The organism is Bartonella kosoyi, from assembly GCF_003606325.2.
GTDB classification, from domain to species: domain Bacteria; phylum Pseudomonadota; class Alphaproteobacteria; order Rhizobiales; family Rhizobiaceae; genus Bartonella; species Bartonella kosoyi.
Window position 1 is genome coordinate 2,115,001 of the sequence record NZ_CP031843.2, and the last position, 15,379, is coordinate 2,130,379.

Below are 15,379 nucleotides of genomic sequence, written 5' to 3' on the forward strand. Positions count from 1 at the left end.
AAATTCAACATGCGAATGGATATGTCAGCAGTTATTCACACCAAAGCCGTTATGCACCAGATATAAAACCAGGCGTGAAAGTACGACAAGGACAGGTCATCGGCTATGTTGGAACAACAGGGATGGCAACCGGTCCCCATTGTCATTTTGAAATCATCGTCAATGACGTCAAAGTTGATCCCATGCGTATCCGTATACCTGATAGCAAAGCCTTAACCAATCAAGACCTGCAAACATTCTTACAAGAAAAAAACAATATTGATTCCTTAATCAACAGCCCGATAAGACCCTCTGAAGAAACTTAAAGCATGAAAAGCACCGTGCAAGTGTCTTTCTCACAAAAGCTTAACAGCATTTTCAAAGTCTTTCAAAAAAAACCTAAGAGTTTAAAAGACCTCAAAGGGATTTCCGCGCTTAAGAATAGTTTAAAGAAAACGGATACACAAAAAAAATAGAGCAATGTTTAAAATAGGCATAAGCTCTATTGCCTTATCAAGACGTAAAGGTGAAATTATAAAGAAAAATAGTGACTCTTCCCTTATATATTCTATCAAGAATCTGAAAAGCGCATTCTTCTCTATATCGAAAAAGATCATGAGGAATAACAAAGTTTAAATTTTTCTACAAACAACAAATAAATAATATAAAATTTGCCTTCTTAAATTTTTAATTGAAATTTTCATAAATGTAAAATATGTAAAACACATATTGTATAAAATTATTTTATATTTTATAATACAACGATAATAAATAATTAAAAAGGATTAAGTTTATGAAAGCTGCAATAATAAACATAATTATTATTATAGCTTTGGTTCCTTTCTTTTTTATCTCTGAAAAAGCGATAGCGACACCTTATCACACGCAAAATGGTGTAACAGTCTCAAAAATGCAATCAGAAAAATTGTAAAATTATTCAGCAAATAAGAATGGAGCTAAAAATCTAATAATTTCTGTTATTTCAGTTAAGATTGAAGAAAAGGAAAATGCACAACGAGAAAGGAAGCTTTAACCATAAAGAAATTGAACAAGAAAAAATCAAAAGACAATTGCACGTCTCTCAATAAACAAAATAAAGGGCTCTTAATAACGAAAATTACCCCAAAATAAATATATATCGGATTTAAAAGCTTGTAATACAAATTCTATTTAATAAAAAATATTTTATAGTATATTACAATATATTATTGTAAATAGAAAACTATCAAATAACTGAGGGGCTAATTTGATGAAATATAAATATACAAATATAAGTATTATTTTTTTATCAATATTGAGTTATACAAATTATACTATTGGAGGAGAAAAGGAAATTTCAAATAAACCTCATGAGGTGACAAAATCAAAAACCAAATTCGGAAATTTAAACCATCGCTCAACTGACGAAATTGATTCTCATCATAATGCCCAAAAATCTTCAAATAGCCCGAAGAAAACCTCACCCAAAAACTATACTGTGATCATCATGAGTGATCCGCAAGCATGGCGTTTGGATTATGGTGATCCTAACAACAAAACAAACAAAGTCCTATGGCTTAAGAAAAACAAGAAAGTTGCAAAAGCAATAAAATCACAAAAACCGACGTTTTATATCGTCAATGGTGACTTAACGGAGTTTGGTCGTATAGAAACCTACGAAGATTATACCAATACATACAAAAACCTTGGCTCTCCTGTTTATGAAGGGCTTGGAAATCATGATTATGCGAATAATATCGGTTATTGTATAATTCCTGAAGATAAGAATTCTTCAGGTGATGCATGTGCTATAGACGCCGTCTCTAGAATGATCAAAGAAATCAAAAAATACGAGGACGAACTCCCCCATTTCAATCAAGACATCACGGAGGTCACCAACCCTTCTAACAAATCTGTTCGTTCTATAGAAGGAAGTTTTGGCTACTCGTGGGATTATGGAGATATTCACTACGTACAACTTCACAATTATCCAACTTATACAGTTAATCTGAAACAAAGGGATATGATTATCCATGTTAAGAGCTCTTTGGATTGGCTAAAAAAAGATTTAGCTGCTGCTGATGCAAGAGGGAAAATCACTGTTATAAATTTCCACGATGCAAAAGCATTTTTTCCTAATAATTCTTCTCATTTTATTAACCCCCAAAATGCTCAAAGTCTGTCGGTCTTTAAATCAATCATTACCTCTCATAATGTTAAAGCAATCTTTGTTGGTCATAGGCATTTTCAAACTTATTGTCGTGCACAAGATGATAAAGTTTTCGGCAATATACCTGTCTACACATCAGGAGCACTCTTTAGAGGAGACTATTATCACATCACGGTACAGGGAAAGAATATCCATGTTAAAGCTTATAATGGCATAACCGGAAAACCTACTTTGATCGAAGATTTAGGCATGATAGGCACCAATATAGAATTCTTTGAGAGTTGTAGTAATTTATAAAGGGGCTTTTCACCAAACTGTTGTTGTTCAAAAATCAAATAATCAAAACCTAGCTTTTCATCCCCACACTATCTCTTTTATAATGAATAACGATTGTCCATTTGGCTGAGAGCCAAAAGAGATATAAATATGAAGGAGACGATGATCAGAACAAGCATATTTTAAGAATTTGGTCAATAATTCACCAAGGGTAATTCCAAATGTGTTGCATCTCCTGAAAACAAGCAGCTTTTATATGAATAGTGATGGTTTCGCGAAAACGTATTATGTTATTTTCTTCTCTTAAAAACGAACAAACAGAAAAAATTTACGCCTTTTAAAAATTAGTCAGAGATTTTTTTTGAGCTCTTCGTGCTAAGTTTTGGCAAAGGAATGACGATCTTTGTGCCCCCTAAAGCAGAAGTTTCAAAAAGAGGTTTTTCACCAAATTGCATACAGAGCTGTTCCACAACCACACGCCCAAGTCCCGTTTTTTGTTCTAAAGTTTGGCTTTTCATCCCCACGCCATCATCTTCGACAATAAGCATCAATTGTCCATTTGCCTCAGGACCAAAAGAGATATAAATATGCCCCTCTCGTTGAGAGGGAAAGGCATGTTTTAAGGAATTTGTCAACAATTCACCAAGGATAATTCCAAGTGTTGTTGCATCTCTTGAAGACAATCGACAATCTTTAAAGTTCGTGTGAATGGTAATGTTTTCACGCAATTCAAAAGGAACTGCCAGTTCGACATCATGCACAACAGAACTGAGAAAATCGGCCAAGAGAGTTGTTTCCATATCATCACTCAAGCGCAAACGACGATGGGCTGTGGAAATTGTCTGAATACGATCCCGTGCAGCGCCTAAAACAGAACGGACTTCTTCATTTTTACTCCGACTTAATTGAAGCCCTAGCAAAGAAGACACCGTCCCCAGAGAATTGCCAATGCGATGGCTTGCATCTTGCAACAATATTTCAACTCGTTGGCGTTCTTTCTCAGCGTGATTACGCGCTTTTTCTAATTCTTGGGTTCTTTCTTTCACACGAGCTTCAAGAGCAGCATTTTCGCTATGAAGTAGCAATTGATACAATTTTAAAGAACGCACATCACGATGAAAACGATTAATCACAAAATAGGCAGAAATAAAAGTACTCACGACAGAAACGATCGCTGCCAATGTTAAAGCAGCCCGCATCAATGCGATACCCTCACGCTGTTTTTGTCGCACCACATCATCACCATTAATAAAACTTGTCATCAATTGCGCTAAACGAGCCACAGGAATCCTCGAAACATCCAACGACACAGAAGGTTGAGAAGATTGATCAGGAACTGTGTCAAGCGCCTGCATATGGGCATTCATAAATGCTTTTCGTGCTTCAACCTCGCCTTTAAAAGCCTTAAACCATTCATCCCATTGTGGATGCGCATAAACAATAAGTTCGATATAATCAAGAATATCTCCCAATTCCCGCTCTGCATTTTCAAAGCGTATTTTATCTTCTGGCTTTCGGGTTTTTGCATAACTACGATCAGCAACAGCCATATCAATCAGGCTGATCAGCACCAAATCAGCCTGTTCGCGCAATTCTGAACTTGTATTTAACTGGGCAACTTCTCGATCAACGGCATTGGAAAGCAACATAATAAAAACCGATGCTAAAAGAGCCATCACAAGGGAAACAACAATTGCTGCCCATCGCCAGCGTGATATCGTTGCATCAGAAGAAGGCATTTGAGGCAGCAAATTTGTTTTTGTTGTCATAGAATTTCCATTGGCGAACTTGAAAGTCGTCATTTTTCAGTACAAAGGAAGGCAACCTTATGGAACAAACACCAAAAGCCTATGAGAGTGTTTCATACAGGCTTTTCTTGTGTTCCAAAGGATACACGTCAAACATTCTGAATTTTCTCAGATACTGACTTTACTGTAATAGCTATAACGAGAATAAAAAAAACAAGGCTATCCATCATAATTATTATGCTTTTTTAGCCGTTAAATGAACACAATGTACTCCCAGCAGAATAAGAATCAGGCCCATAATCGGACTCACCATCGACATGAAGAAGCTCCTGTAATCGATGACGCGCCCTACTTACACGACTTTTAATGGTTCCAACAGCACAGCCACAAATAGCTGCAGCATCCTCATAAGAAAATCCCGATGCCCCAATCAGAATAATGGCTTCTCTTTGATCAGCTGAAAGCAGATTTAAGGCTTTTTTAAAATCCTGCAAATCAAGCGTTCCATATTGAGAAGGATGAACCGCAACATTTTGGGTAAATACACCGTCGGTATCTTGAACTTCTCTTCCCTTTTTGCGCATTTGACTATAAAATTCATTGCGCAAAATCGTAAAAAGCCACGCTTTAAGATTAGTTCCCATCTCAAAAGACTTTTGTTTAGCCCATGCTTTCATCACCGTATCTTGGACCAAATCTTCGGCTTTATCATGCTTGCCACTTAAAGAAACCGCAAAAGCACGCAGAGCCGGCAACACCAAAAGGAGTTCTTGTTTAAAGTTTTTAGCGCATTTTGACATAAAGGGTTCAAACCTTTTCCACATTGTTTAAAGCAAATTGCTCTGCGCGCTCCAACTTTTCTAAAAGCTCGAGCAAACGCCGTGGTAGCGCTTCTTCTTGAATTTCCATGTAAAATTGGCGTAATTTCCGTGCTATCTCACTGTTAGCCCCGAGAAGATCATCTCCAACTTTAAAGGGTGTGGTGAGATTTTTTTCATCACGGTCGTTCATTTTTCATCCCCCTAATCCATATAATATAAGTAGCACCGCGAAGAATTTTTTCGCCTTATGGTTGTAAATATGGCTGTGGGCAAAAAGTTCCATACAAATCGGAACTTTTTTATCTGTTGAGAATTTCAACCAACAAAATGCTTTAAAGGTCAAAGGAGTTATAAATTATGTCATTATCCACGCGCATTGCCCCGCATCTTCCCTATCTTCGGCGTTTTGCCCGTTCTGTTACCGGGAGCCAATCCTCTGGCGATGCTTATGTATCAGCGATGTTGGAAGCGCTCATTGCCGACATTTCTATTTTTCCCAAAGCATCCAGTGACCGGATTGGGACCTATTGGCTTTTTTGCCATCTTTTTGACCAAACCACCCCGAATATCCCTGAACCTCTGCCACAATTTGGAATTGAACAAAAAACCAGTGCCAAATTATCCTATCTGACACCCCGTGCCCGCCAAGCATTTTTGCTCATTGCCGTTGAAGGATTTAATGAACAAGAAGCCAGCGAAATCATGGATCTAGATACGAAAGAGTTTCGTAAGCTTCTTACCCAAGCCTCGATTGATATTTCTCAACAAATTGCCACACAAGTGATGATTATTGAAGATGAACCTCTTATTGCACTCGATATTGAGCAAATGGTAGAAAGCTTAGGTCATCATGTTGTAGGCATAGCACGCACGCGTGATGAAGCTGTGATCATGTATCATAAGAAAAAGCCACGGTTGATTCTAGCGGATATTCAGTTAGCCGATAACAGTTCAGGCATTGATGCGGTCAATGAGATTTTGAAAAATGATCGTATCCCGGTGATTTTCATCACGGCTTTTCCGGAAAGGTTATTGACCGGCGAGCGTCCAGAACCGACTTTTTTAGTGACCAAACCTTTTAATCCAGATATGGTGAAAGCGCTTATTTCGCAGGCTTTATTTTTTCAAGAGAATGCTTCTAAAGCAGCTTAGAGCAAAGTAAACCTTTTCCATTATGATCGTTACGCCTCTTTCAAAGCCTCCTATGGATAGATCTCATATCAGCGCACTCATGCAAGCGATTCGAGGTGCTGATATTTGTGTTCTCTATCAGGCAACAAATCTAGTTTATTTATGGGCTGAAAACTTGCCACACCATTTGCACCATAAATGGCGGGTTGGGTGTCGTGACAGCGACTTTTTTTCGCTTGACCTTGCAGACAATATGGAAACCATTAAACTGCAGGTTTTAGCCAGTGGCAAAATGCAAACCGTTGAAGCACGTTTTGAAGATACGAGTAAACAAGAGATTTGGTACAAATTTTCTATTGATTGCCACCGCAATGACAACGGAGACATCATTGGTATTATTACCACCGGTGTTAATATTTCCGGCTTACGCCGCCGTGAACAAGTGCTTAAAATTCTTCTCCGAGAAGTCAGCCACCGTTCTAAAAATCTTCTAGCGATCATTCAAAGTATTGCGAGCCAAACGGCCCGCTATACGGAATCCCTTCAGGTTTTTTTACGCAAATTTCAAGGTCGTCTTCATTCTCTTTCTCATTCTCAAGATCTGATCACCGATTCTGATTGGCGAGGCGCCCAATTTCGTGAATTGGTCCAAACGCAAGCGTTTGGCTATTTAATAAAAGAAACAGAACGTTTTTCACTTGAAGGTGTTGATCCTTATCTTTTTCCCAATGCCGCTTTGCATATTGGTTTGGCTTTTCATGAATTGATTGTCAATTCTCTTTCTTTTGGAGCCCTTTCCCAAGAAAAGGGCCATGTCTATGTACGCTGTGAAATCGAGACACAACTGAATGGCAAAACGCATCTACGCATCACTTGGAATGAACACTTTGAATCCGGCGCCCTTCCGGCAAATGATAAAAAAGCTTGTTTTGGCAGTGCGGTTCTCGAAAAAATTGTTCCCATTTCTGTCAATGGTTCAGCTTCTTTCAAATGGACAAAAGAAGGGATTGTTTATTGCCTTTCTGTTCCTGATACGTATTTTGATCTTTTTTCTTAAAAGAAGCCTTTTAAACCGTAAATTCCTCTCTTCAGGAAAATTTCTAATCTTTTGAGGCCTTTTTCTTCAGCCCAAAGATATTTTTCCCCTCGCAAAAAACCGTAACAACGAAAATCCGCAATAAAAGCCCCTTCCTGCTATCCCTCAACGCCCCATCCCTCCCATCACAGCCTCTTCTTCTAAAACAGAAACCAAAACAGTGAAGAACAAGCCGTTTCAGTTTTTTATATACCCCATCAGAGCAGACCTATCCCCCTGTCTTTTTGTATAATGTTCGTGTGTCATTTTTGCCCTGTGCAGACCTTTTTATTTTGGAAAAATGATGAAATTTTAAGGATTAAAGCCAACCATCACGCTTCAGAGTTTGACTGAGCTTAAAGCATCTATGACAAAATCAATAAACCAATAAAAATGACACAATTCTAATGTTTTTATTGACCGCATTCTAAATCCTCCTCTTCACACAAAAGACAACATCCAAAACAGAAAATCCCTTTTCCCTTCACGCACTTTTTTAATATTTCTCAATATTTTCAAGTTCATTTCAAAACAGCGCCTGTCAACAAAATCTTCTCCCCCATAAAGTGAGCCACCAAGCCCTTCATAGCCCTTACGCGCTAAAAAACGCCATTGGACATCATTATACCCAGCGATACAACAAATCCATTATATTTTCCCGTACAACAAACCTTTGATATGAAAGAGCATTCACCAGCGCTATTTTGAGTGTTTTTTTTCAAATCGTCCCCTTACCAGTTTTCTCCAAAAGCTTGGCTTTTATGCGGTGCAAGCCAATGATTTTGAGTGATTCAATTTGGAAAATTTTGGAACCGCTTGGAACAAAAAAACGTTAAAAACGTTTAACAATGAAGAGACCCTAGGCTGAAAAATTGGAACCCACGCTATCAACCGCTCATTTGGGAAATATTTTATGAATCCCCTTATTTTTATTCTCTTATTGGTTTCATGTACGGATGATTTTAACAGTTGTTATTCCAACAATACCATGGCTAAAATCTACCCAACGGCTCAAGCCTGTGAGCAAGCCATGGTGCCATCCATAAAAAAGTCTGCATTTTATGGACAGCAAGTTTTTGCCCAATGTATAAACATACACCCCCAATTACATCAACAAAAAGTAAAATTGATCTGGTCTGTAACAAACCACGGAAATTTTCTGCTTAAAAGCCAAAATGTCAATGACAAGAGATCAACAGTCCACAAAGAAGACATTTTACCAACATTGCCTTCTCTTCTGCGTTCTTCTTCCACAAACCTCTTGCACAAAAAACTTTAAACGCATAAACCCATCAGAAAATAATCAATAGAAGACATGATGGATAAACAAGCCAATGCCCTCCTCAAAAGCCCCTCACACAGAGCAAAATTCTCACCCCCAAGATCTCCCCTTAGATCCTGCTGTAGAACGAGTGAGAAAAAAATTGATGGGTTTAATGATGATTTCCGTTTTAATAACGCTCTTCCTCATTCTAACCGTCCTATTTTTAATCGTTTATAAAGTTACAACGGGATCAGCGCTAAAACAAACAGAGCTCTCTTCCTCTCACAGCAAAAATCCACACGTTATCCACCACACGCTCTCCCTACCGAAAAAAACACAGATTTTGTCGCAAAGCCTCTCAGAAGACAATATTGTTCTAAAGACGTTAACCCCTGAGGGGCAAACAAAATTGATGATTTACAATTATCATACCGGTGCACTGATTGCCGTTCTTTCTATTGAAACAATAGAAGAAATATCAACGGCAATACCTCATGAAGCAAGTCAATAACATCACCGGCTGACAAAACCATTCTTGGGGTTTAAACATTGTCTTCAGCTTCAAGGTGGGGGCACTTCAAGATAGGATTACTTGAGCAGATGGTGGTTTTTCTCCGTCTCCTCTCGCCTCATCGAGATAAAGGAGCTACTTTTCAAGTCAATGCATTCCCATTTTTAAGAAAATGGATATTGCCTGTAAAAACTCAAATGAAAGTGCAAGAAACACCCCTTCTTGAGGACGAAAGTTCAACCTATTAATTTATAATAACCCTTTATTTTTGCATGCCAAACGAGTGCTTCAAATACCTTAAGATTCTCTCATTCCACCGCTCTTCATGATGAAGCTTATCAAAAGCATTTCCTCACACATCACACCAAAGAAGCCTATGCATAAAAAGCTCTTTATGAACTGCTTCAAAAGCCAAAGGAAAAGCCGTTGCGACATTGAGAATAAAAGCAAGAATGCCCAGTTTGCACCTTTTATTTAGCAAAAGCAATTGATGGCTTTCACAGTGTAGCTTTCCGGTAGTAAAATAGGCTGAGTAGATTGAGAAAGATTAAACACCACACGCGCATAAACAAAGCAATCTATTCTTTATAAAAGAACGGCCTCTTAAAATACACAAACTAAAATACACAAATGCGGATTTTCTCCATCCCCCTCATCTCTTCCAAGCCGCCCCACTTAAAGCTAAGAGATAATCTTCTTAGCCACATCTCCCCTATTGGCGACTATTATTCATAAAAACGTAAAGAATAAAAACTCAAAGAAAGTGCAAAAAATCGCACCTTTACACATTCTTAGATCAAAAGCACCATTAAACACTTAACATAGCTTACTTGAAGAATTTAAACATTTTCCTCTGCTTCAAGATTGACCACACGGCGACGGCGGGTTTTTCTCTGTATTCCCTCACTTAATCCCGGTAAAGCAGAGACCTCTTCTGTTGAAGTTGACACATCGCCATTTTTTGAATTTTCTGCTGTAGTCAGTGAAAGCTCAAGAGATGCTTGCTCTTTAGTCCGTACCGTACGCCGGCGGGGAGAACGACGTGTTTTCTTAACCGGTTCACCATTTTCCACAGAGCAACCATTCTCCTGATCTGTTTTCTCATCCGATAGAGCCTCGACAGCATTTTCACGCGCATTAGCATTTTGTGCTTCGACATATGAACCATGACCATTTTTCTGCGACTTTTTCTGCAATCCATCTGTGTTCTGCAATCCATCTGCGTCACACGCGATAGCCTCTGTTTTTTGCTCTTCAGGATCACTTTCACTACATTCTTGTCCATTGTTTTCATCACGATTTTCATCACCACGCGTTTCATCACGTCGAGCTGATTGAGCCATTTGCCCAGCTGCAGCTAAAATAATCCGCAAATAGTGCTCGGCATGTTGTAAATAATTCTCGGACATCACACGATCCCCCGCCCCTTGTGCATCCCGCGCAAGGCTGATGTATTTATCGGCAATTTGCTGAGCATTTCCGCGAATTTTAACATCCGGACCGCTACTTTCATAATTGCGAGACAACGGATTAGGACCGCGACGATTATTATTGTTATTACCATTATTGTTATTATTGCGACCGCGTACCCGTCTATTTTGTTGTGGCCTCATCTTTATCCCTTTATTGGAGTGTGTGTCTTAATTGACTCTTCTTCATTGCATTATTTTTTGATCATGCTGCTCATGTTTAACATACGGTTATCAAGCTATCCGCGTTTTATTTCACTCAAACGAACCCTACTGATATTGATAAAAGCACATGTTTTCTTGAAAATCACCCAACAGCAGGGAAATTGTAAATCAAAAATTCCCTCTTTCTCTGTCAACCAGCAGAAACCTAGTGATGTTCACATAAAATGCCAAGTGTTTTTTTTAAAATAAACCATATTTCACTAAAAAAATAACTACCTTGTGGAAAACAAAAAGGAGAACACATATAGAACATACCTGACAAGGAACAAATTCACAAAGAACAAACTCCTACCAGAGAACATGGGAAGCTTCCCTTTTTCTGCCCTAAAACCACTTTTTGCTCTAAAACCACCGCTCCTAAAAACGCCGATATTCCTTCCCCCCTCGAGCCTTAAACTCATAAGCACCTCTGCCCTAACGAGTCATTGCGCGAACCTCTTTATTTTATGAATATAGCCTTTCTTCACCGCTAAAGCAACCCCTTGCGAGCGATAATTCACGATCGCTTCACAAAATCTCTTAAGACTCTTATAGATAGATTAATATGAAAGATTATTCAAGCCCTATAATCATCAAAAGACCACTCTTCTTTCTCAAACATGCCAACGATCCTCTTAATTTCTATTTTAATCCCATAGATTTTTAAGTTAATCCCCCCTCCTCATTGATAACAAATTGAGCAAAAAAATAAATAGTTAAATACAAAAAATATCAAATTATTTAAAAAAGAGACTAATATGTTACACTTTCTTAAAAATCGGATTCTTCTTAAAAAAAATGTCTCTTCAAAGTCTATCCATATGAATAATATCACGCATTTTTTCTCTTATCCTAATCTTATCAAGAAAACTGGGGGAGATAGAATAAGCTCCATAGCAAAACCCCATAGAACGCTTTAGGCATAAAACAACCTTGAAGTTTATACCCTCGCAAAGAAAGAAATGTTTTTACTCAGTTTTATCATATCTATTGCCGCCTTTGTTATCCCTGTTGGCTTATGCCCCCTCAAAGGAAGCGGATTCTTTCTCCACACCAATCTGTATAATCTGAAATTTTTTTAAAATTCATACAAATAAATTGATTTATAAAGATCATTCATCTTTTTTGTTTTAAATTTTTGTATTGAGTAAAAAACCTTCAGACCGTAAGATTTTTTCATCCTCAATCTGTTCCCTATTTAATCAATCCAGATTCATTGACTTGCACATTACATGCGAAGGAGAGCCTACGCAGAGTAAAAACGGCAAAAGGAAAGATTAAAAATACCTCTTATGAACTGTCTATAAAGCTCAAAGGCTGTCCGTAACCTTGGAGCGCTAGCTTGCACTTTTATGAAACAAAAAGAGAGGGGGCCTTATAAGTTTTATATACTCCATAAACGTTTTATATATTTCATGAGCGCCTTCCTCATTTACGCAGCATCGTTGCAAAATGGGCTTTCCACGCTGTTCTTTCCCTTACATGAAACGCGCACAAAAATTCCCTGAAAAAGCACCATACCCCTTAAAATACTTTAAAGAATCCTCCATAGCTTATACGATCACACCTTAAATGGACCAATGCTTGTACAAAATAAATACATTTTAGTGGTATAGAGGTTATGGGTAATAAAGGCAGAGAGTAATGAGGCGTTTTTTATCTTTTCATCAAAATTCGCATTCTTTTAACTTTCCGTATAACAGCTTAAAAGTAATTGCGTTTTCTGCCTTTTTCACTTTCTTTTTCATTGAGAAAACAATCTCGTAAGAGAAAATAATTTCCATCCCCCGGTCGAACCCTTGTCAAACATTGTTTTTTTGCCGTATCAGAAAGCTTATCCCACATTTCGCGAATAGCAAAATAAGCCTCACTTTCCAAATTAAGGCAATGCTGATAAACTTCTCTTTTCATATCAGACGTCACGGAAGCAGAAATTTCCTTGCAATACACACGCAAGTCAAAAACAGGAATAGTCAATTCAACAGGCGCTTGTTGTGCTATTTTTTTGTGAGAAGAAAAATAACTGATCGCCTTTGCAAAAACAAAACACAAAATCACGATACAAAAGAGTATCATGCAAACAAAAGCAATCTTGCGATATAACCTTTTGAAATAAGCCTTTTGTCTTGCGCGGATTCTTTTTTCCATAAAGACTATACCTTAAAACATACCAAGAGAAGCTTTTTACAGCAAAAAATGATAGAAGTGTCTTCTTACATAATACAGGGTATAACAGCAAACGATCAATACGCTTAAAGACTCTTTTTTCTCTGTATTGTTAATATTTTTACTGTTTTTTATCGTATAAAATTCTTGTGAAAAATCTTTTTCCTTTATAAAGAAGCAGAGATTATCATTTTTTCACAGCAGCTTAAAAGACAAAGATTCTTCATCCAGCCCACTCTGTAAACAATTCATTTTCGTTAAGACAGAACTCGTTGATTGATAAAAAATGTTCATTATTTTTTTATGTTGCATGAGCAATCCGGCGACCATAAAATTCATTTTGCACCTTCATCTTTACACTTATGAAGAAGCAAGCCGGCATTATTACACTATTTTCCAGCTCTAAAATGTTTTAACAACCCTTGACGCTTGAGATACTCTACTAAGAAGCATGTCTTTCTTGAACCGTTTTTACCCACACGCCAATCCCACTTATACGATGCGAACAAATGATTTTGATTGATTGAAGCTAAACAGGTTTGAAATGAGAGAACCTTACGATACTCAGGGTTTTAAATTCAGATTGCATCATGCTAAATTATTATAAATAAGTAGGTTAACCAGATAAAAAAGAACAAAGATCCCCTCCTTTTCAGCAACCTTGAAGACAATCAATGCAAAGAAACAAAAAACAAAACCCTGCATTTTCACTTTAAATTCACCCTATTGTGATAAAAACGCAAAAGAATTTAGAGATTTCATGACAAAAAAACATCACAAAATATCATTCACAAAATATCATGATGAGAATTATGAGAAAAATATCCAAAGCTCTCTCAAAAACAGAGATCAAGCGCTCCACCTGTGAGGCAATAAAAAAAAGCCGCACCATTTACATGGTGCGGCTTATGAATAGAGATATAATTTAAATAACATAAAAAAGAAATCAATCATCAATACTTATACACGAAATGTATAGTATTGCAAGATTTTTAATTATATTTATAAAACTTATCCAAAGATAAGTATAAAGAATGAGCGATAAACGCACTTTTTTATCACATTCATCTGAATGAAAAAAAACCGTTGTCTCTCTTCTTTCTCTAACCATATGAAGGATAATATCTTTTTATTGACGGGGCCGTTTACAGTAACGCATACTAAAAAAACAAAATAGATTGAATAAATCAAATTTTTAAGGATGGTATTTTACGACATCAGCAAGATACGATAAACAAACAACTGCTTCCCTATAAGTATACCCTATCTTATACGGCATTATCGATAGGAAAAACAGAAGCCTTCTCCAATTACACAGCCTTTCTGTTCCTGATAAGAAAAGACACAATACCACGCATTTTTTTATTGATAATTTTCTCTGCTCTGATTTTTTGGTAATTTAAAAATTCTTTTTATAGAATGTTTAACCAACTAAAATTGCCACAAATTGATATTTTTTTCTTTGAAAAGAGCAAATTTTTATAGATGTAAAACCAAGATGTGCTCTATTATCAAAATGTTTCAAATGGCTGCAAGAGCTTTTTTTGCAAACTTTTTTGCCATTGTTTTTTATTTGGGTAAGGCTTTTTTTGCTCTGTGGGCTCCCAAACCTTCCCTATAGACTTGCCTATGCGCACTCATCATACGCTCTCATTTTTTCAAAAACATCACGATAAACTTTCCTGTAACACCGCTTGTTTCTGAAGACACGCTTTTTAATCAATTTTTGACATTTTTAAAAATATCTCAAACGTATAGCAATGACACGCCCACCAAAGATAGTAATAAGATTTCTCTTTATCTATAGCTTCAACGCATACATACTATTATGATCACTGTTTTTTATTTCTCTTTTTTAACAAAAGAAGAAGAGCCTTTAAAAGATCCAAGAGTGATGTTATCATCAGCACAATTGTGTATTTCTGGGGTCTTGAGTGATGTAAATTCTAAAAAAAAATTTCTCTTATCCACAGATGGTTCTAATTTAATTTCCGGTATATTCATTTGAGTATTTGGTACGGTTATTCCACCGCTCACAATACTACTACTCATAATGCTTTGATCATCTTCTTTCGCATTTTTTTTCTGTTTGAAATTGTCAAGATCGAGAGTCTTTAACTTTTTTTCTAAAGCATCCATACGCTCTGAAATTTTTGTCATATCTTCATATGCTTTTTTCAACAATGCGTTCAAAGGAGCATGGCCCATTCTCCCGCTGGCATAAAGCACCACACGAATACATTCAGGATCATCAATATCGGCAATAGAAAATGGAAAAAGTGCCATTATACCCCCTTTTTGAACAGCTCCATGGAGCCTTTGAGTCTCTTTTCGCTTTGCACGGTTCTTTCATTTTTTATACAACCGCGTAATAGGTTTTTCTTTATCGAAAATTTTTACAAAATATTTTTTTTAGATTATTTCTGTTTTCCACCTAAAATGATGATTTTACCTCCTCCCCCCTCAAAAAAAATGCATAACGACATGGCATACTTTGTCGACTTCTCCCAACAGAACAAAGCAAACCTCAATCGCTCTTTCAACAATTCCCATCGATAAACAATAGTCTGGAAACAATACGGCTTT

The 15,379-nt window shown here is 37.0% G+C and carries 13 protein-coding genes (1 of these 13 cut by a window edge); 7 read left to right on the plus strand and 6 right to left on the minus strand.

Features of this window, described 5'->3' with window-relative positions:
• From D1093_RS09070 to D1093_RS09075, 3 genes are all read left to right on the plus strand, one after another.
• On the plus strand, nucleotides 1-305 hold the 3' end of the coding sequence (locus D1093_RS09070; protein ID WP_005775303.1) for a M23 family metallopeptidase. Its footprint begins 1,675 nt before the window's first position; 305 of the gene's 1,980 nt are visible here — the last part of the coding sequence; the start codon falls outside the window, past its left edge; it ends in the stop codon at nucleotides 303-305.
• A 467-nt stretch (nucleotides 306-772) separates the two neighbouring features.
• The gene (locus tag D1093_RS09965; RefSeq protein ID WP_005775302.1) at nucleotides 773-910 is read left to right on the plus strand and encodes a hypothetical protein; all 138 of its coding nucleotides are present in this window, start codon (nucleotides 773-775) and stop codon (nucleotides 908-910) included.
• Nucleotides 911-1,228: 318 nt separating this feature from the next.
• The gene (locus tag D1093_RS09075; RefSeq protein WP_120102162.1) at nucleotides 1,229-2,425 is read left to right on the plus strand and encodes a metallophosphoesterase; all 1,197 of its coding nucleotides are present in this window, start codon (nucleotides 1,229-1,231) and stop codon (nucleotides 2,423-2,425) included.
• Nucleotides 2,426-2,748: 323 nt separating this feature from the next.
• Here D1093_RS09075 and D1093_RS09080 read toward each other — a convergent pair whose 3' ends face one another.
• The 3 genes from D1093_RS09080 to D1093_RS09090 all read right to left on the minus strand — a co-directional run bounded on the left by D1093_RS09080 (nucleotide 2,749) and on the right by D1093_RS09090 (nucleotide 5,163).
• Nucleotides 2,749-4,173: a sensor histidine kinase gene (locus D1093_RS09080; protein WP_120102164.1), complete on the minus strand. Its 1,425-nt coding sequence runs from the start codon at nucleotides 4,171-4,173 to the stop codon at nucleotides 2,749-2,751.
• Between the two features lie 224 nt (nucleotides 4,174-4,397).
• Entirely contained in the window at nucleotides 4,398-4,952 is a 555-nt protein-coding gene (locus tag D1093_RS09085; protein WP_078674230.1) for an RNA polymerase sigma factor, read from the minus strand.
• Nucleotides 4,953-4,959: 7 nt separating this feature from the next.
• Nucleotides 4,960-5,163, minus strand: coding sequence for a NepR family anti-sigma factor (locus D1093_RS09090; protein WP_005774781.1), 204 nt, complete (start codon nucleotides 5,161-5,163; stop codon nucleotides 4,960-4,962).
• A gap of 167 nt (nucleotides 5,164-5,330) precedes the next feature.
• On the opposite strand from D1093_RS09090, the gene D1093_RS09095 reads away from it, so the two are divergent.
• The 4 genes from D1093_RS09095 to D1093_RS09110 all read left to right on the plus strand — a co-directional run bounded on the left by D1093_RS09095 (nucleotide 5,331) and on the right by D1093_RS09110 (nucleotide 8,954).
• Nucleotides 5,331-6,125, plus strand: coding sequence for a response regulator (locus D1093_RS09095; RefSeq protein WP_078674229.1), 795 nt, complete (start codon nucleotides 5,331-5,333; stop codon nucleotides 6,123-6,125).
• A 22-nt stretch (nucleotides 6,126-6,147) separates the two neighbouring features.
• Entirely contained in the window at nucleotides 6,148-7,161 is a 1,014-nt protein-coding gene (locus D1093_RS09100; protein WP_120102166.1) for a sensor histidine kinase, read from the plus strand.
• Between the two features lie 931 nt (nucleotides 7,162-8,092).
• The gene (locus D1093_RS09105) at nucleotides 8,093-8,458 is read left to right on the plus strand and encodes a hypothetical protein (RefSeq protein WP_120102167.1); all 366 of its coding nucleotides are present in this window, start codon (nucleotides 8,093-8,095) and stop codon (nucleotides 8,456-8,458) included.
• A 55-nt stretch (nucleotides 8,459-8,513) separates the two neighbouring features.
• Nucleotides 8,514-8,954 carry a hypothetical protein gene (locus D1093_RS09110; protein WP_120102169.1) on the plus strand — a complete coding sequence of 147 codons (441 nt, stop codon included), beginning with the start codon at nucleotides 8,514-8,516 and terminating at the stop codon, nucleotides 8,952-8,954.
• Between the two features lie 839 nt (nucleotides 8,955-9,793).
• Here D1093_RS09110 and D1093_RS09115 read toward each other — a convergent pair.
• The 3 genes from D1093_RS09115 to D1093_RS09125 form a co-directional block, all read right to left on the minus strand.
• Complete coding sequence (locus D1093_RS09115; RefSeq protein WP_120102171.1) at nucleotides 9,794-10,567, minus strand: DUF4167 domain-containing protein; 774 nt, start codon at nucleotides 10,565-10,567, stop codon at nucleotides 9,794-9,796.
• Nucleotides 10,568-12,331: 1,764 nt separating this feature from the next.
• Nucleotides 12,332-12,775 carry a hypothetical protein gene (locus D1093_RS09120; RefSeq protein WP_120102173.1) on the minus strand — a complete coding sequence of 148 codons (444 nt, stop codon included), beginning with the start codon at nucleotides 12,773-12,775 and terminating at the stop codon, nucleotides 12,332-12,334.
• A 1,860-nt stretch (nucleotides 12,776-14,635) separates the two neighbouring features.
• Nucleotides 14,636-15,079, minus strand: coding sequence for a hypothetical protein (locus tag D1093_RS09125; RefSeq protein WP_120102175.1), 444 nt, complete (start codon nucleotides 15,077-15,079; stop codon nucleotides 14,636-14,638).
• Between the last annotated feature and the right edge of the window lie 300 nt (nucleotides 15,080-15,379).